Annotated in this window: 21 protein-coding genes; 11 read left to right on the plus strand and 10 right to left on the minus strand. The window is 72.8% G+C overall.

The annotated features are described in order from the left end of the window. Positions 1 to 33 precede the first annotated feature (33 nt). Positions 34 to 1,248, minus strand: coding sequence for an MFS transporter (locus ACI1MP_RS06215; RefSeq protein WP_404867956.1), 1,215 nt, complete (start codon positions 1,246 to 1,248; stop codon positions 34 to 36). Between the two features lie 476 nt (positions 1,249 to 1,724). On the opposite strand from ACI1MP_RS06215, the gene ACI1MP_RS06220 reads away from it, so the two are divergent. Beyond that, positions 1,725 to 4,922 carry an NACHT domain-containing protein gene (locus tag ACI1MP_RS06220; RefSeq protein WP_404867957.1) on the plus strand — a complete coding sequence of 1,066 codons (3,198 nt, stop codon included), beginning with the start codon at positions 1,725 to 1,727 and terminating at the stop codon, positions 4,920 to 4,922. Positions 4,923 to 4,939: 17 nt separating this feature from the next. On the opposite strand, the gene cynR is transcribed toward ACI1MP_RS06220, so the two are convergent. Further along, positions 4,940 to 5,848 (minus strand): transcriptional regulator CynR, encoded by a 909-nt coding sequence (gene cynR, locus ACI1MP_RS06225; protein WP_404867958.1) that lies wholly within the window; start codon positions 5,846 to 5,848, stop codon positions 4,940 to 4,942. A 125-nt stretch (positions 5,849 to 5,973) separates the two neighbouring features. On the opposite strand from cynR, the gene ACI1MP_RS06230 reads away from it, so the two are divergent. From ACI1MP_RS06230 to ACI1MP_RS06240, 3 genes are all read left to right on the plus strand, one after another. Beyond that, positions 5,974 to 6,633: a carbonic anhydrase gene (locus tag ACI1MP_RS06230; protein WP_404867959.1), complete on the plus strand. Its 660-nt coding sequence runs from the start codon at positions 5,974 to 5,976 to the stop codon at positions 6,631 to 6,633. Between the two features lie 19 nt (positions 6,634 to 6,652). Beyond that, complete coding sequence (cynS, locus tag ACI1MP_RS06235) at positions 6,653 to 7,123, plus strand: cyanase (protein ID WP_404867960.1); 471 nt, start codon at positions 6,653 to 6,655, stop codon at positions 7,121 to 7,123. A 79-nt stretch (positions 7,124 to 7,202) separates the two neighbouring features. Next, positions 7,203 to 7,703, plus strand: coding sequence for a nucleoside deaminase (locus tag ACI1MP_RS06240; RefSeq protein WP_380332940.1), 501 nt, complete (start codon positions 7,203 to 7,205; stop codon positions 7,701 to 7,703). A gap of 12 nt (positions 7,704 to 7,715) precedes the next feature. On the opposite strand, the gene ACI1MP_RS06245 is transcribed toward ACI1MP_RS06240, so the two are convergent. The 6 genes from ACI1MP_RS06245 to ACI1MP_RS06270 form a co-directional block, all read right to left on the minus strand. Further along, positions 7,716 to 8,147 (minus strand): CBS domain-containing protein, encoded by a 432-nt coding sequence (locus tag ACI1MP_RS06245; RefSeq protein ID WP_380332942.1) that lies wholly within the window; start codon positions 8,145 to 8,147, stop codon positions 7,716 to 7,718. Between the two features lie 120 nt (positions 8,148 to 8,267). Further along, positions 8,268 to 8,858 (minus strand): ATP/GTP-binding protein, encoded by a 591-nt coding sequence (locus ACI1MP_RS06250; RefSeq protein WP_043911071.1) that lies wholly within the window; start codon positions 8,856 to 8,858, stop codon positions 8,268 to 8,270. Then, complete coding sequence (locus tag ACI1MP_RS06255) at positions 8,839 to 9,165, minus strand: DUF742 domain-containing protein (RefSeq protein ID WP_229848276.1); 327 nt, start codon at positions 9,163 to 9,165, stop codon at positions 8,839 to 8,841. The genes ACI1MP_RS06250 and ACI1MP_RS06255 overlap by 20 nt, the downstream gene beginning before the upstream one ends. A gap of 104 nt (positions 9,166 to 9,269) precedes the next feature. Continuing rightward, positions 9,270 to 9,680 carry a roadblock/LC7 domain-containing protein gene (locus ACI1MP_RS06260; RefSeq protein WP_100587842.1) on the minus strand — a complete coding sequence of 137 codons (411 nt, stop codon included), beginning with the start codon at positions 9,678 to 9,680 and terminating at the stop codon, positions 9,270 to 9,272. Then, positions 9,677 to 12,106 (minus strand): nitrate- and nitrite sensing domain-containing protein, encoded by a 2,430-nt coding sequence (locus tag ACI1MP_RS06265; RefSeq protein WP_404867961.1) that lies wholly within the window; start codon positions 12,104 to 12,106, stop codon positions 9,677 to 9,679. Before ACI1MP_RS06265 ends, ACI1MP_RS06260 begins: the two co-directional genes overlap by 4 nt. A gap of 31 nt (positions 12,107 to 12,137) precedes the next feature. After that, positions 12,138 to 12,920: an MHYT domain-containing protein gene (locus ACI1MP_RS06270; protein ID WP_100587840.1), complete on the minus strand. Its 783-nt coding sequence runs from the start codon at positions 12,918 to 12,920 to the stop codon at positions 12,138 to 12,140. A 294-nt stretch (positions 12,921 to 13,214) separates the two neighbouring features. Between ACI1MP_RS06270 and ACI1MP_RS06275 the strand changes: the two genes are divergently transcribed. Further along, positions 13,215 to 14,090 carry a hypothetical protein gene (locus tag ACI1MP_RS06275; protein ID WP_404867962.1) on the plus strand — a complete coding sequence of 292 codons (876 nt, stop codon included), beginning with the start codon at positions 13,215 to 13,217 and terminating at the stop codon, positions 14,088 to 14,090. Positions 14,091 to 14,155: 65 nt separating this feature from the next. Here the strand turns inward: ACI1MP_RS06275 and ACI1MP_RS06280 are convergent, their stop codons facing one another. Then, positions 14,156 to 15,532 (minus strand): cytochrome P450, encoded by a 1,377-nt coding sequence (locus ACI1MP_RS06280; RefSeq protein WP_380332948.1) that lies wholly within the window; start codon positions 15,530 to 15,532, stop codon positions 14,156 to 14,158. Between the two features lie 272 nt (positions 15,533 to 15,804). On the opposite strand from ACI1MP_RS06280, the gene modA reads away from it, so the two are divergent. The 5 genes from modA (at position 15,805) to ACI1MP_RS06305 (ending at position 20,622) form a co-directional block, all read left to right on the plus strand. After that, the gene (modA, locus tag ACI1MP_RS06285; protein WP_189276245.1) at positions 15,805 to 16,593 is read left to right on the plus strand and encodes a molybdate ABC transporter substrate-binding protein; all 789 of its coding nucleotides are present in this window, start codon (positions 15,805 to 15,807) and stop codon (positions 16,591 to 16,593) included. Beyond that, positions 16,590 to 17,429 carry an ABC transporter permease gene (locus ACI1MP_RS06290; RefSeq protein ID WP_404867963.1) on the plus strand — a complete coding sequence of 280 codons (840 nt, stop codon included), beginning with the start codon at positions 16,590 to 16,592 and terminating at the stop codon, positions 17,427 to 17,429. Before modA ends, ACI1MP_RS06290 begins: the two co-directional genes overlap by 4 nt. Next, entirely contained in the window at positions 17,426 to 18,481 is a 1,056-nt protein-coding gene (locus ACI1MP_RS06295; RefSeq protein WP_404867964.1) for an ABC transporter ATP-binding protein, read from the plus strand. The genes ACI1MP_RS06290 and ACI1MP_RS06295 overlap by 4 nt, the downstream gene beginning before the upstream one ends. A gap of 138 nt (positions 18,482 to 18,619) precedes the next feature. Beyond that, positions 18,620 to 19,498, plus strand: a complete 879-nt coding sequence (locus ACI1MP_RS06300; RefSeq protein WP_404867965.1) for a glycosyltransferase family 2 protein — start codon at positions 18,620 to 18,622, stop codon at positions 19,496 to 19,498. A 215-nt stretch (positions 19,499 to 19,713) separates the two neighbouring features. Then, a complete protein-coding gene (locus tag ACI1MP_RS06305) occupies positions 19,714 to 20,622 on the plus strand; it encodes a DMT family transporter (RefSeq protein WP_404867966.1) in 909 nt (302 codons plus the stop codon). Positions 20,623 to 20,657: 35 nt separating this feature from the next. Here the strand turns inward: ACI1MP_RS06305 and ACI1MP_RS06310 are convergent, their stop codons facing one another. Continuing rightward, complete coding sequence (locus ACI1MP_RS06310; protein WP_100587833.1) at positions 20,658 to 21,191, minus strand: winged helix-turn-helix domain-containing protein; 534 nt, start codon at positions 21,189 to 21,191, stop codon at positions 20,658 to 20,660. Positions 21,192 to 21,248: 57 nt separating this feature from the next. Between ACI1MP_RS06310 and ACI1MP_RS06315 the strand changes: the two genes are divergently transcribed. Next, the gene (locus ACI1MP_RS06315; RefSeq protein ID WP_404867967.1) at positions 21,249 to 22,160 is read left to right on the plus strand and encodes a S41 family peptidase; all 912 of its coding nucleotides are present in this window, start codon (positions 21,249 to 21,251) and stop codon (positions 22,158 to 22,160) included. Positions 22,161 to 22,193: the final 33 nt, after the last annotated feature.

Here is a 22,193-nt window from a genome sequence, read left to right on the forward strand (position 1 = left end):
CGGCGTCCGCTACCGCCGTACCGGGCCGCCGGCTCAGCCCTCCGTCAGCACCCCGCGGCCGGTGTCGGTCGTCCTCCGCCAGGACGGAGCGGCGGCGAGGGCGGCCAGCACCGGGGCGGCGGCGAGGAGCAGGCAGACCGACAGCGGGAGGCGCTCGGTGAGCAGACCGACCAGCGCCGTGGACGCCGAACCGCCCGCGTTGAAGGCCGTGTTGACCCAGGCGCCGGCCCGGGTGCGCTGCTCGGGCGGGGCGATCTCGTCGGTGAGCAGGTAGGCGGTGGTGAGGGTCGGAGCGACGGCCAGTCCGGCGAATGCGGCGATCACGGCCAGCACGGGGAGGGACGGGGCGAGCGCCGCCAGGGCGAGCGCGGCGCCGAGCACGGCGGTCAGCACGGTGAGCCGATTCCCCGCCGCCGCGCGCCAGTTGACGGCGCCCAGCGCCAATCCGCCGACCGCGCTGCCCGCGGCGAGCGCGGCCTCCACCCAGGCGACGTCCGCGTCCCGCCCGTGCCGGCCCGCGAACACCACGGCCAGCAGGCCGAACGCACCGAGCCCCGCCCCCGCGCCGGCGGCAGCCGCCAGCGGCTGCCGGGCCCGGGACAGCAGGCCCTTGGTGCTCGAACTCGCCGCCTCTTCCGCAGAGTTGTTCCTGGCCGCTTCGCGCGGCACCGAGACCGCCAGCGCGACCGTCCCGCCGAGGACGAGCGCCGCGCTGAGCAGCAGGCCGACCGCGGGCCGGGCCACCGCCGCGAGGGCGCCCGCCAACAACGGGCCGGTGACGTACAGGAGTTCCTCCGCCACCGTGTCCAAGCTGTAGGCGCGGAGGCGCAGTTCGGGATCGGTCACCAGCCGGCTCCACTGCGCCCGAGTGACGGGCCCGAGCGGCGGGGCGAACACTCCCGCCGCCGCGGCCAGCGCCAGCAGCACGGGAAACGGCACACCGGACCGCCAGGTGGCGGCGGCCAACCCGACCAGCGTCACCGCGTACCCGGCCGCCATCGGCGGCAGAACGCGACGCGCACCGTGCCGATCGACCAGCCCCGCCCGGGCCGGGAACAGCAGGACGCTGACGGTGGAGAACACCGCCATCACCCAGCCGGCCCGCGCGTACGAGCCGGTGGTGGCGGCGACGGCCAGCAGCAGGGAGAGCGAGACGGTGCCGTAGGAGAGGCGGCCGATCAGGGCCGCACCGAACAGTCGGGCCGCGCCGGGCGCACGCAGAACAGCCCCGTAGGACGACGAAGACATCGTGAAGTTCCTCGCGGAAGACGGCGCGCAACGCGCCGGAAAGGTGAACAGGAACGCCGAAGGCACCGCGCCACCGATCGTGGTGGGCGGTCGCCGCGCGGGGTCCTAGTCACGGAGGAGGAACATGCCGGCCATGCTAGCCCACCCGCCCCGAACACCGTCCACGCACTTCCGCCCACCACGTCCTGACGGACCGTCACCGCTGATGGAGCCACCACACCGCCAACGCGGTGCCGCCGGCCCCCGCGGCCGCCCGCACCGCGCTGAAGAGCGCCGCCCTGACCAACCGCCTCGCCGTCCGCCGCACATCGTTCGCCATCGCCGGCCCACCTCCGGATCGTCCGCCCCGGCCGGGTGCCCGGGCGCTGCGACCACCCTCGGGCGGACTGCCTCCGGATACCCCGATCCCCGGGCGGTGCGGGCGAGTTGGCCGCTACGCTCCAGGTAGCGGCGCTGCCCGCACCCGCCCGCACCGGGTGGAACGGGCGGGCATCCAGACAGGGAGCACACCGATCGCCACGCCAGACCCTCGCCGACGCCTCTACAGCGAGCTCTCGGCCCTCAAGGACGCCGCCGACGCGGCCCGGAGCAAGCAGGGCCTGCGCCCGCTGTCGCAGGCCGAGATCGAGCGGGCGCTGCGCCAACCGCCGTACGGAATCGCCGATTTCCGGGGTCAGCGGGTCAGCGACTGGGTGCCGAAGGACGTCCGCCAGGCGCAGGCGCCGGCTGCGGACAGTGCGGACGCGCTGTGGGCGCTGGTCCGGTTGTGGTCGGAGACGGCGGGCCGCGCGCCGCATACGCAGAGGTACTGGGCCGGCTTGGCGGAGGAGGCGCGCGAAGCGCCGCTGACGACAGCCGCCCATGCGTTCGGGGCGCACGGGACGGCCGCGCTTCCCCCCGTCCCGACGTACGACCTCGACCGGCTTGGCGAACGGGCGTTCGGGCAACTGGTGCGACTGCTCGCATTCGCCGAGGCAGGCGAGCTCATCTTCCTCAACCACACCCAGCCGGTGGAACTGAACCTCTCAAACCTCGGCAGGCTGGTCCCCGCGTTCGTCCCGTCAGCCGTCCAACGGAGCGATCAACTCCTCTCCGCGTGGCTGACCAAGCTCTCATTGGACATCGCCAAGCACAGCCTTGCTGCCCGGCAGGTAGTGGTGTACACCAACCTCCCCCGAGCCACGAATCTGACGGACGAACTCCTCCGGGCCCGCTCCAGGAACGAACGGAAGCATTCGCTGGGGATGCGCAGACCCCAACAGCTTCGGGTCTGGTATCAGGAGGACATACACGAACATCTCCTCGCTCGCCCCGACTTGCGTCGCCTGTACGCGGGATTCATTGCCCCGAGCGACCCGCTCGCACAGATCGGTGAGTTCATCGACGAGGACGGCGTCGCGGAGACTGCCAAACTGATCCGTGCACATACTGCCTCCGAAGTGCTCAGCGACCAGTGGGTCAGACTCGGCCAGGCGGGCGCGGAGGGCGATCGGCAGCGACTGAGCCTGGGAACCGTGGCCATCGACCTGAAGGCGTCGATGCCTGCCGCTGACGCGGAAGCCACCGTGCCGAGCGCGCGCCACATCATCGAACGCGGCGATCACGTCCTACGACCGTCCACACGTTCAAAGCAGGCGGGACTGCTCGACGTCGCCCTGATCGGTGGACCGGGGCAAGGTAAGAGCACTCTGGGCCAGCTCGTCTGCCAGGCGTACCGCGTGGCCCTGCTCGGCGACGACAGCGAGATGCTACTGCCGTTCGCCACCAGAGACCTGCTCCGCACCCTGCACAGAGACCTGGACGCGGCGGGAATCCCGCGCCCGCGGGTACGCCGCTGGCCAATTCGGATCGCCTTGCACGAGTTCGCCAACCACCTCGCAACCAGCGGCGACCGCAGCATCCTGCGCTACCTGACGTCCCGGATCGGCAGCCGGCTCACCGGGAGCCTCAGCGTGGAGCGCTTGAACGAGTGGCTGGCGAACTGGCCGTGGTTCCTGGTCCTGGACGGACTGGACGAGGTCGCTTCACCCGCAGTCCGCGAGGAAGTCATGGCGGCGATCGGTGACTTCCTGTTCCACGTACGCCAGTTGGATGCAGACCATCTGATCCTGGCAACCACCCGACCACAGGGCTACCGGGGCGAGTTCCACGTCAGCGACTTCGAGCAGCTGAGGCTTTCCACGCTGTCACCCGAAGCCGCCCTTCACTATGCTGAGCGGCTCGCCGACGCCCGGCACGCCGACGACCCGGAGATGCGCGAGGCGGTCGTCACACGGTTCGGCGAGGCCGCTCAGCAGCCCAACACGGCGCGCCTGATGAGCAGTCCGCTCCAGGTGACCATCATGTCGCTGCTGGTAGAGCGTCGGACCAGGATGCCGCAGAACCGCTTCGAACTCTTCGAGGCGTACTACTCGACGATCTACGCACGTGAAGTGGACAAGCCGGGCGAGAACGGACGGCTGCTGGCCGAGCACAAGGGCCACATTGACTGGATGCACCAGTACGTCGGTCTGACCCTGCAGTCCCGGGCCGGGCAGGCCGGCGCACTCGACTCCGTCATGCCGGAGCACGAGTTGCGCGAGTGCTCCCGCGCCCGATTGGTCGAGGAGACCGAAGACCCGCTGTTGGCCACCGACTTGGCCCGGCAACTGTTCGATGCGGCAACCGAACGGCTGGTGCTGCTGGTCGCTTCCGAAGCAGAGCTGGTCGGCTTCGAGGTGCGCAGCCTCCAGGAGTTCATGGCAGCCAAGGCGCTGATCTCCGGCCCGGAAGCGGCCATCCTGCCTCGGCTCCAACAGCTTGTGGGACAACCGGCATGGCACCACACCTGGCTGCTCGCTGCCGCCGGCATCTTCACTCAGCGCCCACACCTGCGGGACGGCCTGGTGACCGTGCTGCGTGCTGCCGACACCGAGAACCGGGTGGCGATGACGCTGCGGCCCGGCCTAACCATGGCAGCCGCCCTGGTCGAGGACGACCTCGCCCGAGCGCATCCCCGGCACCACCGGCTACTGCTCGCCCACGCCTGCGAAGTCCTGGAGGGCGCGATCGGCCCCAGCTTCCGGGCGACCGTGGACACGCTGGCGAAGGCTGCCACCCAGTCCGAAGCTTCGTCGGAGATCGTCGTACGGGCCGTTACGAAGGCGGTCCGCTCGCGTGACATCAGTCTGGTCACAGGACTCGCCCTGCTCCAGCGCTGGGTCATCACCGATGACCACTCGTGGACGACGGCGACCGGGATGTTCGACCGCGCTGTGCAAGCCCTCGATTCCCAGGCGCGGGGAGCGGTACTGACCTCAAACCTGACCGGCCCGTCGTTCCTCGACCTCATCAAGCCCCTGGCCTCCCTCGATGGCCGCTACCCCCTCATCGGATACGCGTCGCTTGCGCACTTCCTCGCCGAACACGACCGGTCCGGCCACCTGGAGACGTTCGAGGTCGACAACCTGCCGATCTGCCGAGTGGACGCCCACGGAACCGAACTCCGCGTACTTCCCGAAACTCCACCGCCGCTCCGTAACAACCCGGCCCTGCTGGCCGCCTTGGCTGAGGCCGCGGACGTCCAGCCTCTGACATCCTGGCCGCTTGCTTCCCAACTACTCGACTGGCTGGCCGAGTCGGCGCTCGCTTCACGGGACGCTCCGACACCGCCCCGGGTCCAGGGCATCAACTGACTTTCCCACCAGTCCCTTTACCCCACCGGCGGGTACCCCCGTGCCCGGACCAGGTCGTGCGTCAGCCGTGTGAACGCCCGGCTTGCCGCGCTGCGGTAGGCGCCCTCGCGGTGGAGCAGGGTCACGGTGCGGGTCGGCAGGGGTGGGTCGAGGGGGACGGGGGCGAGGTGGGGGTGGTCGTCGGTGACGGCGTCGGGGAGGACGGTGGCCAGGTCGGTGCGGCGGACGATCTCGGTGAGGGCCTGGATGGAGTTGGCCTCGACCGAGATGCGGGGAGTGGTCCGATGCTGTGCGAAGTAGTCGTCGATGTGACCGCGGGTGGCGAAGTCACCGGTGAGGAGGGCGAGTTGTTCGCGCTGGAGGGCGGCGACGGGTAGCGGGCCGGGCATGGTCCGGGCGCGTTCGGCGCCGGTCACCAGGCTGAGGGTCTCGGTGAACAGGGCGGTGCCCGACAGGCCGGGGAGGTGGGTGCCGGCGAAGGCGATGCCGAGGTCGAGGTCGTCGGCGAGCAGGGCGGTCTCGATGCGGTCCTGGGCGGTCTCCGTGAGCGTGAGGCCGACACCGGGGTGGCGGGTGTGCAGTTCGGCGGTGAGCGGGCCGATCAGGTAGGCGGTGAACGTGGGGGTGACGCCGAGGCGCAGGTGGCCGCGGGTGAGGTCCTGGACGTCGTGGACGGCGCGTTCGGCGGCGGCCAGGTCGCGCAGCGCGCGCCGGGCGTGTTCGGTGTAGACGACGCCGGCGTCGGTGAGCTGCACGGTGCGGCCGGTGCGGTCGAGCAGTTGGACGCCGACGGTCTTCTCCAGCTGCTTGATCTGCTGGGAGAGCGTGGGCTGCGAGATGTGCAGGTCCTCGGCGGCGCGGGTGAAGTTCCCCTGCTCGGCGACGGCGAGCAGGTAGCGCAGGTGACGCAGTTCGACGGAAGCCATGGACAGCACTATAGATACGGCCAATGGAGACCATGGCCAACGACTCTTGGACGCTATGAGCACAGGTCATGCATGGTGGATCTCACCAGCCCACCGGGGCCGGCACTCACTCGAAGGGAGTGACCATGCAGGACATCACCGACGGCGTCGCCCGTTTCCAGCGCGACGTCTTCCCGGCCAAGAAGGAACTCTTCGCCCACCTGGCCACGCACCACACCCCGGACACGCTGTTCATCAGCTGCTCCGACGCCCGCGTGGTGCCCGAGCTGATCACCGGCACCGAACCCGGCGACATGTTCGTCGTCCGCACCGCGGGCAACCTCGTCCCCGCCCACACCCTTGCGGCCGACGGCATCTCCGCCAGCATCGAGTACGCGGTGGCGGCCCTGAACGTGCGGGACATCATCGTCTGCGGCCACTCCGCCTGCGGCGCGATGACCGCCCTCGCCGAGGGCCACGACCTCACCGGCGCCCCCGCCGTCGCCTCCTGGCTGCGCCACGCGGACTCCTCGCTGGCCCGCACCGCCGCCGTCGGCGACGTCCCGGCGCTGGTCCGCGAGAACGTCCTCGCCCAGCTCGCGAACCTCGCCACCCACCCCTCGGTGGCCCGCGCGCTGAACGAGCACAAGGTCGCCCTGCACGGCTGGGTCTACGACATCCCGACCGGCCGCGTCGACGACCTCACCGCGTCCGACCTCACCGCGTCCGACCTCACCGCGTCCGACCTCGCCCCGTCCGACCGTGCCGCGTCCGACGACCGCACCTCTGCCGCGATCGCGGCCTGACCGAAGGAACCGAGCCACCATGATCCAGTCCCAGTTCGACCGGACCGCCCGCGAGGCCCTGGCCGCCAAGGCCGTCGACGCCAAGGCCCGCAAGGACCTCTCCTGGCAGCAGATCGCCGACGCCTCCGGCCTCTCGGTCGCCTTCACCACCGCCGCCGTCCTCGGCCAGCACCCGCTCCCCCAGGAGTCCGCCGAGGCCGTCGCCGCGCTCCTCGGCCTCGACGAGGACGACACCCGACTGCTCCAGACCGTCCCGGTCCGCGGCTCGATGCCCGACCGCATCCCCACCGACCCGACCATGTACCGCTTCTACGAGATGCTCCAGGTCTACGGCACCACCCTCAAGGCCCTGGTCCACGAGCAGTTCGGCGACGGCATCATCTCCGCCATCAACTTCAGGCTCGACGTCAAGAAGGTCGCCGACCCCGACGGCGGCGAGCGCGCCGTCATCACCCTCGACGGCAAGTACCTCCCCACCAAGCCCTTCTGAGTCGACGAGCACGCCAACGGGGCGGACCGCACCGGCCGGCCCGCCCCGCCCCGCCCGCCCCCAACTGCCAGGAGCCACCGTGGACTTCGCCCAGCGCACCATCGACATCGCCCGTCAGAACGTCCTCGAGGGCGGGCGGCCGTTCGCCACCGTCATCGTCAAGGACGGCGAGATCCTCGCCGAGAGCCCCAACAAGGTGGCCCAGACCGGCGACCCCACCGCCCACGCGGAGATCCTCGCCATCCGCGACGCCTGCACGAAGCTCGGCACCGAGCACCTGACCGGCGCCACCATCTACGTGCTGGCCCACCCGTGCCCGATGTGCCTGGGCTCGCTGTACTACTGCTCGCCGGACGAGGTCGTCTTCCTGACCACCCGCGACGCGTACGAGCCGCACTACGTCGACGACCGCAAGTACTTCGAACTGAACTCGTTCTACGAGGAGTTCGCCAAGCCGTGGCAGGAGCGCCGACTGCCGATGCGCCACCAGGAACGCGAGGACGCGGTCGACGTCTACCGCCTGTGGCAGCAGCGCAACGGCGGTGAGCGCCGCGTCGCGGGCGCCCCCGCCGCCGGCTGACCGACGTGCCCGCTACACCGGGTTCGCCGCGTAGATGTGCTCGGCGAACTCGGCGAGCTGGTGCTCGGGGAGGTGCCGGGCCAGGTCGGCCTCGCTGATCATGCCGACCATCCGCTTGTTCTCGATCACGGGGAGTCGGCGGATGCGGTGGCTCTCCATCTCGCGCAGGACGTCGTCGACGCCCGCGTCCGCGTCGATCCAGCGCGGGGTGCCCTCGATGATGTCGGACGCCGTGCACTCGGCCGGGCTGAGCCCCTCCGAGACGCACTTCACGACGATGTCCCGGTCGGTGATGATCCCGCACAGCCGCTCACTGTGCGTCTCGTCGCCGACGGGCAGCGCGCCCACGTTCAACTGGCGCATCAGCTGGGCGGCGTGCAGGAGTGTGTCGCTCTTGGTGATCCAGTGGGCACCCGGATGCATGATGTCCTTGGCCGTGGTCATGCCGTCCTCCTGGTTACTGCTGGTTACGTCTGGCTGTGCCCCTCGTCCAGGTTCTCCCCGCTCATCGGTCCCCGCGATTCGAACCGATCCGGGGGCGACGCCGATGATGCGTCCCCGCGGTCAACTCCCGGCCCGTGCCAGCACTCTGGCCGCGTGCACCTTCCCGGCGTGCTCAACGAGGTTGATCAGCACGGTCTTTCCCGAGCCCCGCTCCCGCGCGTCGCACAGCACCACGGGGGTCTCGCCGTCGAGGTCGAGGGCCCGGGAGACCTCCTCGGGCGCGAACGCGCGGGTGCCGTCGAAGTGGTTGACGGCGACCACGAACGGGATGCCGCGGTGCTCGAAGAAGTCGACGGCGGGGAAGCAGTCGGTGAGGCGGCGGGTGTCGGCGAGGACGACGGCGCCGAGCGCGCCCTGGGCGAGCTCGTCCCAGAGGAACCAGAAGCGGTCCTGGCCTGGGGTGCCGAACAGGTAGACGGACAGGCCCTCGCGGATGGTGATCCGGCCGAAGTCCATGGCGACGGTGGTGGTGGTCTTGCGTTCGACCCCGCCGAGGTCGTCGACGTGGGTGCCGGCCGCCGTCAACTGCTCTTCGGTGCGCAGGGGTTTGATCTCGCTGACGGCGCCGACCAGGGTGGTCTTGCCGACGCCGAAGCCGCCGGCCACCAGGATCTTCAGGGCGAGGTCGGTGTCAGAGCGCGCGAAGTCCATGGATGACCTCCTGGAGGATGTGCTCGTGCGGGAGCAGGGCCGGCGGGACGGGGCGGCTGACCCGGACGAGTTCGGCGTCGAGGAGGTCGCCGAGCAGGACCCGGACCACGCCGAGCGGCAGGTCGAGGTCGGCGGCGATCTCGGCGACGGACAGTGCGTTGCCCAGGCACAGGTGCAGGATGGCGGCCTGTTCGGGGCCGATCGGCAGAACGGCGGGGTCGGGGACGTCGGTGACCACCAGGGCGATCAGGTCGAAGGGCTGGCCGGGGCGGGTGCGGCCCTTGGTGAGCGCGTACGGGCGGACCATCGGCCCGGCGGCCTCGTCGTACCACTGGACGGGACGCTCGGGCGGCGGCGGGTAGCCGAACGGGGAGCCGGGCAGGTAGTGGCGCGGCGGGTAGGCCAACGGGCTCACCCTTCCCGGTGGCCGCGCGGGGCGGCGTGCAGGTGTTCGCCGACCCGGCGCACCAGGCGGGCCATCTCGTAGGCGACCAGGCCGAGATCGGCGTCGGGTCCGGCGAAGACCGCCAGGCAGGAGGACTGGCCGGCGGCCGCGACGAACAGGAAGCCGCGTTCCAACTCGACCATGGTCTGCCGCACTTGGCCGGCGTCGAAGTGCCGGCCCGCACCCTTGGCGAGACTGTGGAAGCCGGAGGCGACGGCGGCCAGGTGCTCGGTGTCCTCGCGGGCCAGGCCGCTGGAGTTGCCCATCGACAGGCCGTCGGCGGAGAGCACCACGGCGAACTTGACGTGTGCGGTGCGGGTGATCAACTCGTCGAGCAGCCAGTTGAGTTCGCCGCTGTGCTGGGCGGTGCCGATCATCGGTCGAGGTCTCCTCGGTCCAGGGGGTGCGGGTCGGGGGCGCTGCCGCGGGCCCAGCCGCGCTGGAACGCGGCCATCGCGGTACGGGCCTGCTCCGGGTCGCGTTCGGCGGGCGCGGCGGGGCGCAGCCCGGGCCGGACCGGTGCGGGCGCTTCGCGCAGTTGCGGCGCGAGGCTGGCCTGCCGCACCCGGCGCGGGAGTCGGTCGTCGCCGTCGGCGGGAAGCGCGAGCGACGGCACGGCCGGGAGCTGCGGCGCGGGCGGTTCGGCGAGCGCGGTGGCAGTGGCCCGACCGGACAGCGGCGGCGGGGTCAACGGCCGTGCCGGGTAGGCGGGTTCGACATGGCTGTCAAGCTGATCCGGCTCGGCGGCCCGCAGGTCGAGCAGGTCGGTCGGCAGCAGCACGACGGCGGTGGTGCCGCCGTACGCGGACGGGCGGAGGGCGACTTTGACGCCGTGGCGCTTGGCGAGTCGGCTGACCACGAACAGGCCGAGCCGGTCGCTGTCGAACAGGTCGACCTGGTCGCTGGCGGCGATCCGCCGGTTGGCGTCGGCGAGGGCTTCGGGGCCCATGCCGAGGCCGCGGTCCTCGATCTCCACCACGTAGCCGGTGCCGACCTGTTCACCGCGGATGTGGACCTTGGTGTGCGGGGGCGAGAACCCGGTGGCGTTCTCGACGAGTTCGGCCATCAGGTGGGTGAGGTCGGCGACGGCCGGGCCGGTGACGGCGGCGGGCGGGAGGCGGTGGACGTCGACCCGGGCGTACTCCTCGACCTCGGCGACGGCGGCGCGGACCACGTCGGTGAGCGGGACGGGCTTGCGCCAGGCCCGGCCGGGGGCGGCGCCGGAGAGGATGATCAGGCCTTCGGCGTGGCGGCGCATCCGGGTGGTGAGGTGGTCGAGCCGGAACAGGTCGTCGAGTTCGGCGGGGTCCTCGGTGCGGCGTTCCATCGCGTCCAGCAGGGTGAGTTGACGGTGCACCAGGACCTGGCTGCGGCGGGCCAGGTTGACGAAGACGCCGGAGACGCCGGAGAGCACCTCGGCGCGTTCGACGGCGGCGGTGACGGCGGCCCGCTGCACGCTGTCGAGGGCCCGGTGGACCTGGCCGATCTCGTCGCCGCCGTGTTCCCGCAGCGGCGCCTCGGCATCCACGTCGACCTCCGCGCCGGACCTCAACCGCCGCATGGTGGCGGGGAGTTTGCGTCCGGCGAGTTCGAGTGCGGTGTTGCGCAGGGCGTGCAGTTCGGCGACCAGGCCGCGGCCGACCTGGACGGAGATCAGCAGGGCGGCGAGGACGGCGAGCAGGCCGAGCAGCACGGTGGCGCCGGAGGTGGTGAACAGGCCCAGGGCGTACGGGTCGGAGCGTTCGGCGGCGGTCTGTCCGGCCTGCTGTTCGACGGCGGCGAGGTCGTGGGCGGTGGTGGCGGCGACCGTGGTCCAGCGGTCGGCGGGGACGGCGGCGAGGGCGGCGGCAGGGTCGTCGGCGGCGAGCGCGGCTTCCTCGTAGCGGCGCATTTCCTGGTAGTCGGGGCCAGTGATGACGGCGGCCAGCGCGGTGCGGTCGGCGGGGCGCAGGTCGGGTGCGGAGGCCTGTTCGAACTGGCTGCGGGCGTAGCCGGCCTGCAGGACGGCGCGGTACTGGCCGTCGGAGAGTCGGCCGGCCCGGGCGGCGGCGCGCAACAGGGCGTCCTCGCGGGCGAGTTGTTCGCGGGAGCGGGCGAATTCGAGCAGCGCGCGGGCGTCGGCGGCGACCCGGTGGTCCTGCAGCGCGGTGAGCGAGCCGACCACCGCGAGGGCGTGGTCGACGGCGGCGGTGTAGGCACTGTAGGCGTCGTCCCAGCGGACGCCGTGGCCGAGGATCTGCAGGCGCAGCACGGGGAGTCCGGCGAGGGAGCGGGTGAGGGTGTCGAGGCGGTCGGCGGGTTCGCCGCCGAGGCCTTCGGCGTCGGCGCGGTTGTAGCCGGGGGCGAGGCTGAGCGGGGCGGCGGCGCGGTCGGTGTTCTGGGCGGCGGCGCGCAGTTCGCCGTCCCGGGCGGCGTCGGGGCCGGTGGTGGCGAGGAGTTGTCCGGCGGCGGCGCGTTCGGCCTGCAGGGCGGTGACGGTGCGGTCGAGGGGGGCGCGCAGGGCGGCGTCGACGTCCTTGATCCGCAGCAGGTCCGAGACGTCGCCCGCGGTGCTGACGGCGGCGAACGACCACAGCGCCATCAGGGCGACCACGGGGAGCATCAGCACGGCGACGATCCGGGCGCGGACGGTGCGCGGACGCAGGTCGGTCCGGGTGAACGGGGCGGTGGGCAGCGGGGTTTCGTCGGCGGGCGGTCCGGCGTGGGCGCCGCGCCGGGGGGAGCCGGGCCGGCCGCGGGCGGGGCCGCGGGGTGCGCTGGGGGCGGGTGGTCCGCTGCGGGAGGTGCCTCGGGGTGGGCGCATGGGGGGCGGCCTTTCGGGGGGTGACGGGCAGTCAGGCGGCGCGGCCGAGTTCCTCGACGGCGAGTTCGCCGGCTTCGCGGTAGGCGGCGCTCTCCTGGGCGGTCGGGGAGAGCGAGACGAACGCGGCGGTGAGGAACAGGAAGGAGCCGAGTCCGACGGCCAGCGGGAAGACGAACTGCATCGGGGTGGCGCCGCCGAGGCCGGTGCGGGCGGGTTCCATGTGGACGTGCACGGCGGCCATGCCGGTGTAGTGCATGCAGCTGACGGCGATGCCCATGACCAGGGAGGCGGCGGCCGCGGCGTACACGTTGCGGATGGTGATCGCGGCCCAGAGCGCGGCGGTGGCGGCGGCGACGGCGATCAGCACGGACAGCGCCACGGTGCCGAAGCGGTACTGCAGTTCGCCGTGGATGCGGACGGCGGCCATGCCGAGGTAGTGCATGGCGGCGACGCCGACGCCGGTGGTGAGGCCGCCGAGCAGCAGGCTGCGGCCGCGGTGCCGGCCGTGGCCGACGACGAAGACGCCGAGACCGACCACGGCGACGGCGACCAGCAGGCTGAGCACGGTCAGCGGGACGTCGTAGCGCAGTTCGGTGCCGTTCACCGTGAAGCCGAACATGGCGACGAAGTGCATGGTCCAGATGCCGGAGCCGATCGCGGCGGCGGCGGTGAGCAGCCAGTTGCGGCGGGAGGCGCCGGTGGCGGACAGCGCGCGCAGGGTGCACCGCAGGCCGAGGGCGGCGCCCACGCAGGCCATCGCGTAGGACAGGACTGGGGTGAGCCAGCCGAAACTGAAGTGGTCCATCGATCCCATGGGTGCCTCCCGCGAGTGCCCGGCGGCGCTCGCCCACTCTGGTGTTGTTCAGGGCTCCCGGGTGCCATGGCTCTTGTGATCCGGGGACGCTGGACGCTACCCAGAGTTGAGAGATGGTCACCAGAAGATCTGAAAAGCACCACGCGTTGTGGGGGCGGTGTGCTCGAATGGGCCCGCGGCCTATGCCTGCCGCATGTCCCCCGCGCTGCCGACGACTATTCGAGGTGCGGGCTGTCGGCCGGACCCGCTAATCTCCGCGTGCTTCCCAGTTGGAACATCAATTCGAGGATCTACGTGTCCAATCCCGTCCCGCCCCCGCCGGCCGACGCGTTCGCCGCTCCCGCGTACGCCGCTCCGGGTGCCGCGACCACTGCCTCGTACGCCGCTCCGGGCGCCGAGAGCGCTGCCGCGTACGCCGCTCCGGACGCCGAGGCCGCTGCCGCCCCGCAGCCGCAGTTCCACGGCCCGTTCTGCCGTTTCTGCGGTTCGGTCCCGGCCGTGGAGGCCACGGTCCGCGGCCACCAGGGCTTCATCGTGCTCATGCGCTTCCTCAAGCTGCGGGGCCCGTTCTGCCGCGACTGCGGTCTCGCGTCGGTGCGCCGGATGACCTCGAACAGCCTGTGGCAGGGCTGGTGGGGCATCGGCTCGATGCTGATCAATCCGATCACCATGCTGAGCAACCTCGGGGCCTGGTCGAAGGTCCGCCGGCTGCCCGCGCCGCTGCCGGGCGCGCCGGCCACCCCGATGCCGGTGGGCCGTCCGCTGTGGAAGCGGGTGGAGATCCTCGGCCTGCTGCTGCCGGTGCTGCTGATCTCCGCTCTGGTCTGGAACGGCGGCCACTCCTGGAGCGACACGGGCAGCGGCCCCACCCCGACCCGGGTGTACCTCAGCCCCTACCCGACCCCCACGTCCAGCGCCGTCGACCCGGCGAACGTGAAGGTCGGCGACTGCCTGCACCAGGTCGGCGGCTCCACCCGCACGTTCATCGTCGTGGTCGACTGCGGCGCCTCGAACGCGGACTCCAAGGTGGTCGGCCGCTCCACCGCGACCACCGACGACGTCTGCGACGCCTACCCCGACAGCGACAGCCGACTCGTCCGGGAGAGCGGATCCCACCCGGTCACGCTCTGCCTGGTGAAGCTCACCCACGCCACCACCGGAACCACCTGAACCACCTGAACCGCCCGCACCGCCCGCTCCCCTTTCCGCGCCGGGAGCGGGCGGTGCGCTGTCCGCTAGAGCTCCTGACGGCGGGTCAGCTTCACCCGGGCCGGGCCACGGACCTCCAGGGTGATGCCCTGGCCGAGCGGGACGTCCAGGTCGACGGCGGTGATCTCGAACTCGCGCAGCAGCACGGCCAGTGCGAGCACCGACTCCAGCATCGAGAAGTGCTGGCCGATGCAGGCGCGCGGGCCGCCGCCGAACGGGAACCAGGCGTAGCGGTGGCGGGCGGCCTCGCGCTCGGGGGTGAACCGGTCGGGGTCGAAGCGCTCCGGGTCCTCCCAGTGGTCGGGGTGGCGGTGCGTCACGTACGGGGCGACCAGCACGTCCGCGCCGCCCGGGATCTCGACGCCGCCGACCACGGTGGACTTGACGGCCCGTCGACCGATCGAGGGGGCGGCCGGGAAGAGCCGCATCGCCTCCTTGAGCACCTGGGTCAGGTACGGGAGTTTCGGGTAGTCGGCGGCGGTGGGGCGGCGGCCGTCGGCCAGCAGTTCGACGACCTCCTGGTGGGCCCGGCGCTGCTGCTCGGGGTGCTTGCCGAGCAGGTGCAGGGCGAAGGTCAGCGAGGTGGCGGTGGTCTCGTGGCCGGCCAGCAGGAAGATCAGCACCTGTTCGCGCAGCTCGGTGGCGTCGAGCTGGTTGCCGTCCTCGTCGCGGGCCCTGGCGAGCAGGCCGAGCAGGTCCTCCCCGTCCCGCTCCTCGGTGACGCCCTCGGCGGCACGCCGCTCGATGATCCCGTCGCACACGGCGTACAGGGTGCGCTCGGCCTCCAGCGCCTTGCGGTGGCCGGGCAGCGGCCACTCCCGCGGCAGCCGGACCGGGGAGAAGCCGCGGGAGCGGACGAACGCACCGAGGACCGGGAAGGCGTCGTGGACGGTCTCCACGGCCTGTTCGACGTCCTGGCCGAACAGGATCCGGGCGACGGTGCGCAGCGCGAACCGGGACATCTCCTCGGCGGCGTCCACCGTCCCGTCGGGGGCGGTGGCCCAGCGCTCCACCAGCGACTCGGCCTCGACGCCGATGGCGTCCGCGTACTGGTCGACCCGGCGGCGGGTGAACAGCGGCTGGACCAGGCGGCGCTGGCGTAGGTAGTCCTCGTCCTGGGCGGTGAGCAGGCCGTTGCCGAAGCTCTCCCTGATCTCGCTGTAGAAGACGTTGTCCTTGCGGAAGTTGGCCGATTCGGTGGCCAGTACCTGCTGGACGCCCTCGGGCGAGGCGACCAGGTAGATCTCGGCGCGCAGCCCGGGCGGGCCGGCCGTGATCCGCAGCACGTCGCCGTGGTCGCGCCGGGCGGCGAGGTAGGTGGCGAGCGAACTGCGGCGGAGATCGAGCAGCGAGCCGATCAGCGGCAGTCCGGCGGGGCCGGGCACGCGGGTGGTGGCGGTCATGGAGTTCCCCCTCCATCGGCGGGCGAACCTCCGGACAGTGGAGGCTCGCTGACAATGCGTCAGTATGTCCTGGCCGGTCGGGGTGTGGCGAGGATCTTCGCCCTGGCCTAAAGCGGCGCTTGAGTTGAGGCACATGCAGCGCTTAAGTTCGCCTTAAGGTCGCTGATGCGAGGGGGCTGCCCTGTTGGGCCCCGCAGCTGCGGCACTATGATCGGCTGATCGGCCCCCGACAATGTGCCGCGACCGTTCACCACGACCAGGGGAACCCATCCATGCGCAGCGCCAGAAGCCTCCTCGCCGCCACCGCCGTGCTCGCCCTCGCGGCCGCGCTGACCGCGTGCACCGCCAACAACCCGCCGTCGAACAACGGCGCGCAGAACGCCCCCAAGGTCGACGGCACGGTGACGGTGTTCGCGGCGGCCTCGCTCAAGGAGTCCTTCACCGAGCTCGGCAAGCGCTTCGAGGCCGCCTACCCGGGCGCCAAGGTGAGCTTCAACTTCGGCGGCTCCTCGGCGCTCGCCCAGAGCATCGTCTCCGGCGCGCCCGTGGACGTGTTCGCCGCGGCCAGCCCCGCCACCATGAAGACCGTCACGGACGCCAAGCTGACCGGCGAGGACCCGAGGGTGTTCGTCCGCAACACGCTGGAGATCGCCGTCGCCAAGGGCAACCCGAAGCACATCGGCGGCCTGAAGGACCTCGGCGGGGTGAAGACCGCGCTGTGCGCCAAGGAGGTGCCGTGCGGCGCCGCCGCCGTCACCGCGCTGAAGGCCGCCGGCGTCGAGGTCACCCCGGCCACCTACGAGCAGGACGTCAAGGGCGCGCTGACCAAGGTCGAACTCGGCGAGGTGGACGCCTCGCTGGTGTACCGGACCGACGTGAAGGCGGACGCCGCGAAGATCGACGGCGTGGAGTTCCCCGAGTCCGCGCAGGCCGTCAACGACTACCCGGTCGTCTCCCTCGGCAAGGCGCCCAACGCCAACGGCGCCGCCGCGTTCCTCGGCTACCTGAACTCCATGGACGCCCGCCGGGTGCTCACCGAGGCCGGCTTCCAGGTGCCGTGAGCACGCCCCGAACCACTCCCGCACCACACCCCCGGGGCCGGCGGCGGCCCCGGGGGGCCACCCGCGTCCCCGGCGCGCTGCTGCTGCCCGCCCTGCTCGGCCTCGCCTTCCTCGTGCTGCCGCTGCTCGGCCTGCTGATCCGCGCCCCGTGGAGCGCGCTGCCCGCGCTGCTCACCGGCCCCGAGGTCTGGCAGGCGCTGCGGCTGTCGCTGATCTCCGCGACCGCCGCCACCGGCGTCTCGCTGCTGCTCGGCGTCCCGCTGGCCTGGCTGCTGGCCCGCACCGACTTCCCCGGCCGCCGGCTGCTGCGCGCCCTGGTCACCCTGCCGCTGGTGCTGCCGCCGGTGGTCGGCGGCGTCGCGCTGCTGCTGGTGCTCGGCCGGGCCGGAATCGTCGGGCGCTGGCTGGACGCGGCGACCGGCATCACCCTCCCGTTCACCACCGCGGGCGTCGTCGTCGCCGAGACCTTCGTCGCCATGCCGTTCCTGGTGATCAGCGTGGAGGGCGCGCTGCGCGCCGCCGATCCGCGCTACGAGGAGGCCGCCGCGACCCTCGGCGCGTCCCGGCTGACCGCGTTCCGCCGGGTCACCCTGCCGCTGGTCGCCCCGGGCATCGGGGCCGGCGCGGTGCTCGCCTGGGCGCGCGCGCTGGGCGAGTTCGGCGCGACCATCACCTTCGCCGGCAACTTCCCCGGCCGCACCCAGACCATGCCGCTGGCCGTGTACCTCGCCATGGAGTCCGACCCGCAGGCGGCCATCGCGCTCAGTCTGATCCTGCTCACGGTCTCCATCGCCGTCCTCGCCGGACTGCGCGACCGCTGGATGTCCGCCCCGTGACCACTCTGGATGCCGAACTGCGCGTCGGCCGCGGCGCGTTCACCCTCGACGTGGCGCTCTCCGCGCAGCCCGGCGAGGTCGTCGCACTGCTCGGCCCGAACGGCGCCGGCAAGTCCACCGCGCTGCGCGCCCTCGCCGGGCTGCTCCCCCTGACGGACGGTCACATCACGCTGTACGGCGAGCAGTTGGACTCCCCCGCCGACGACGTCTTCCGTCCCGCCGAGCAGCGTCCGATCGGCGTGGTCTTCCAGGACTACCTGCTCTTCCCGCACCTGTCGGCGCTCGACAACGTCGCTTTCGGCCTGCGCTGCAAGGGACTTCGCCGCGCCGCCGCCCGCGCCGAGGCGCTGCCCTGGCTGGAGCGGATGGGCCTCGGCGAGCACGCCGGGCGGCGCCCCGCGAAGCTCTCCGGCGGCCAGGCCCAGCGCGTCGCCCTGGCCCGCGCCCTCGCCGTCCGCCCCCGCCTGCTCCTGCTCGACGAGCCGCTGGCCGCGCTCGACGCCCGTACCCGGCTCGACGTCCGCGCCGAACTCCGGCGTCACCTGGCCGAGTTCGAGGCCGTCGCGGTCCTCGTCACGCACGACCCGCTGGACGCGATGGTGCTCGCCGACCGCCTGGTCGTCATCGAGGCCGGCCGGGTCGTCCAGACCGGCCGCCCCGCCGAGGTGGCCCGCCGCCCGCGCACCGACTACATCGCCCGCCTGGTCGGCCTCAACCTGTACCAGGGCGTCGCGGACGGCCGCCGCGTCACCCTTCCCGAGGGACAGGTCCTCGCCACCGACGAGGAGTTGACCGGCCCCGCGTTCGTCGCCTTCCCGCCCGACGCCGTCACCCTGCACCGCCACCGCCCCGAGACCAGCGCCCGCAACCTGTTCCCCTGCACCGTCGCCGGCCTCGACCTCCACGGCGACCGCTTCCGCGTCGACCTCGCCGGCCCGCTCCCCCTCGCCGCCGACCTCACCCCCACCGCCGCGGCCGACCTCGACCTCACCCCCGGCACTCGGGTCTGGGCCGCCGTCAAGGCCACCCAGACCCACGCCTACCCGGCCTGACCTCCCGAGCCGCCCTGCCCGCCCTGCTCGGACGGTGCAACGGAGGCCGGACCGCCGACGCGTTCGACGGCCGGCCGGCCCTCCGGCACCGGCTACCATCGGGGCCGAACCTGCCCGTCCCGCACCGGAGTCCAGCTGATGAGCGCACCACGGATCGGCGTCGTGATCGTCACCATGGGCAACCGCCCGCGTGAACTCGCCGCCCTGCTGGACTCGGTGGACCGGCAGGACCTGCCCGCACAGCGGGTGGTGCTGGTCGGCAGTGCCTGCCCGCTCACCGACGTCGACCGGCCGGGGCTGCAGAAGCTGCCGCTCGCCGACAACCCGGGCTGCCCGGGAGCGCGCAACGTCGGGCTGCAGGCGCTGCTGGACGCCGGGGACGTCGACGTGGTGGTGGAGCTGGACGACGACGGGCTGCTGATCGCCGACGACGTGTTCCGACGGGTCGCCGAACGGTACGCCGCCGAGCCGCAGTTGGGGATCGTCGCGTTCCGGATCGCGGACGAGCACGGCGAGACCCAGCGCCGCCACGTCCCGCGCCTGCGGGCGTCCGACCCGATGCGGGCCGGCCTGGTCACCGCGTTCCTCGGCGGCGGGCACGCCCTCTCGGTGCCGATGCTGCGCCGAACCGGCCTGTGGGCGGGCGAGTTCCGCTTCGGCCACGAGGAGACCGACCTCGCCTGGCGCGCCCTGGACGACGGCTGGACCATCCAGTACGACCCGCAGGTGGTCCTGCAGCACCCGAAGACCTCCCCGGCGCGGCACGCCGTCTACTTCCGCTACACCGCCCGCAACCGCGTCTGGCTGGCCAAGCGCCGCCTCCCCGCGCCGCTGGTCCCGCTCTATCTCGCCACGTGGCTGCTGCTCACCCTCGTCCGCACCCGCTCCTTCCCCGGCCTCGCCTCCTGGTTCGCCGGCTTCGCCGAGGGCCTGCGCACCTCCTGCCCGCCCCGTCGCCCGATGCGCTGGCACACCGTCTGGCACCTCACCCGCCTCGGCCGCCCGCCCCTGATCTGACGTCCTCCCTCCTGTTCGGCGGCCGGGCGGGCGGAGGTGCGTAGAGTGGTCGGCGTGCATCGTGGTGTGCTGCCTCCTCCCGCCGTCTGAGCGGGCAGGCCGGCCGATCGTCGAACGAGTGCCCGGAGACCGCCGTTGACGGCAGGCGTCCCGGGACGGTGTGGGCTGCCCGCTTCCGTGGCCATTGACCATGACGGCATTTCGGGAGTTCACCCGTGTTCTCGCTTCATTCCGCCCTGCCCGCGCGGCGGGGCCTGCTGTACGTCGCACTCGCCGCGACCGCCTGGGGCACCGCCGGGGCGGCGGCCGCGCTGCTGTTCCGGCAGAGCGGCCTGGGACCGCTCGCGTTGACGTTCTGGCGCTCGCTCGGCGGCGCCGCGGTGCTGCTGGCCGTGCGGGTGGGCCGCGGCGGCGGACGGTCCAGGCCCGCGCCGGTCCGGATCCTGTTCAACGGCCTGGGGCTGACGCTGTTCCAGGCCGCGTACTTCCTCGCGGTCCGGCACACGGGCCTGGCCGTGGCCACGGTCGTGACGCTGGGTTCGGCGCCGGTGATGGTGGCGCTCGGCGGACGGCTGCTGATGGGCGAACGGCTGGGCCGGGCCGGGGTGTCGGCGATCGCGGGGGCGCTGCTGGGCCTGGCGGTGCTGGTGCTCGGCGGCGGGGCGGACGCCGGGGTGGAGCCGCGCGGCCTGGCCTGGGCGCTGGCCTCGGCGGCCGGGTACGCGGCCATCACCGTGGCCACCCGCCACTGGGCCCGCACCGGCGCCGCGGACGACCCGGCGGTCACCACGCTCTGGTCGTTCGCGATCTGCGCGGCCTGCCTGGCCCCGTTCGGGTACGCCGAGGGCCTGCTGCCGACGGCGCACGCGCTGCCGTCCACGCTGCTGCTGCTCGGGTACTTGGCGACGGTGCCGACCGCCCTCGCCTACGCGCTGTACTTCGCGGGCGCGGCGGTGATCCGCGCCGCCACCGCATCCGTCGTGGCGCTGATCGAGCCGCTGAGCGCGACGGTGATCGCCGCCGCGGTGCTGGACGAGCCGCTCACGCCGTCCGCGCTGCTCGGCACGGCGGTGCTGCTGCTGTCGGTGGTGGCGCTGGCCCGCGCGGAGCTGCGGGCCGCCTGAGCCACCGCCCGTGGGGTCGGGCGGGCCGGATCCGGTCACCCGGCCTTCGGGCCGCCCGGCGCCTGCGCCCCGGCCTGCTGGTAGAGCGTCACCAGCAGGCCGTGCACCGGCTCGCCCTCCGGGTCCTCCTCCGTCTCCTCGACCAGTGCGGCCAACGTCTCCGCGAGCCGCGCCGCTCTGGCGGGGCTGAGCCGGATGTGACGCAGTGTCAGGACGTGTTCGACGGGCGAGCGCTCCAACTCCTGGGCGACGGCGCCGAGCAGCGCGGCCGTGCCCTCGGCCCGTGGTTCGGCGACGAAGAGCCGCTCGGCCGTCCGCCGGTAGTACTTCTCGGTGCCGCCGCGCACCCGTCGCGTCCCCGCCTCCTGGACCAGCCCCGCCTCGCACAGCACCCTGAGGTGGTGGGAGACGCTGCCCTTGTTCACCCCGAGCTGCGCGGCGAGCCGGCTGATCGTCGACGGCCGGGCGCTCAGGGCGAAGAGCAGGCGCTGGCGCACGGGGTGGGCCAGCGCGGTGTGCTGCGCGGAGGTGCTGATCTGCTGGACGTCGCCGCTGGGTTGATTGTTCATCAGATCAAGCGTTAAGCATGTTTGACGCTTTGGCAAGCCACTGTTCTACTCCCTGTCATGACCTCCACCACCGCGCGGCCCATGCTGGACACCGACGCCGTCGTCGAGTCGCTCGCCGACCTGGTCGCCGAGCACTACGTCTTCCCCGACACGGCCGGGCAGTTGGCGGCGCTGCTCCTGCGCCGCCTCGCCGAGGGCTGCTACCGCACCGAATCCGCCCAGGAGTTGGCCGAAACGGTCACGACGGATCTCCGGTCGGTCAACGGCGACCTGCACCTGTCCCTCAAGTACCACGCGGTGCCCGCGCCGCCGGAGCGGGGCGCGGCGGCCCTGGCCGCGATGCGCAGGGAGTTCGACGCGACCCTGGGCGGGATTCCGCGGGTCGAACTCCTCGACCACGGCGTCGCGGTCCTGGAGATCGCACCGAACATGTTCCCGCTGGACTGGGCGGCACAGCCGCTGGCGGCGGCGCTCTCCCTGGTGGCGCCGGCCCGCGCCCTCGTCCTGGACCTGCGCCGCAACGCCGGCGGCGATCCGGACACGGTCGCCTTCGTCTGCGGCTACCTGCTCGACGGCCGCACCCACCTCAACACCATGCTGTCGCGGCAGGGAGAGGTGGCCGAGCAGTCCTGGACACCCCCGTTCGTCCCCGGCGCCCGGTTCGGCGGCAGCAAGCCGCTCTACGTACTGACCAGCGGGAACACCTTCTCCGCGGGCGAGGAACTCGCCTACGACCTGCAGCAGCTCGGTCGCGCCGAGATCGTCGGCGAGACCACCCGGGGCGGCGCGCACCCGCGCGAGGGCTGGACGGTGCACCCGAACCTGGAGCTCTCCGTGCCCGTCGCCCGCGCGGTCAACCCGGTCTCGGGCACCAACTGGGAGGGCGCCGGCGTCCGGCCCGACGTGCCGTGCCACGCCGACGCGGCGCTCGACCGCGCGCTGGCCCTGGCCGCGGCACGCCTGGCCTGAACCTTCCGGCCGCACCTGACCTCGCCCCGCCGC

It is taken from the genome of Kitasatospora griseola (genome assembly GCF_044999035.1).
Classification (GTDB): domain Bacteria; phylum Actinomycetota; class Actinomycetes; order Streptomycetales; family Streptomycetaceae; genus Kitasatospora; species Kitasatospora griseola.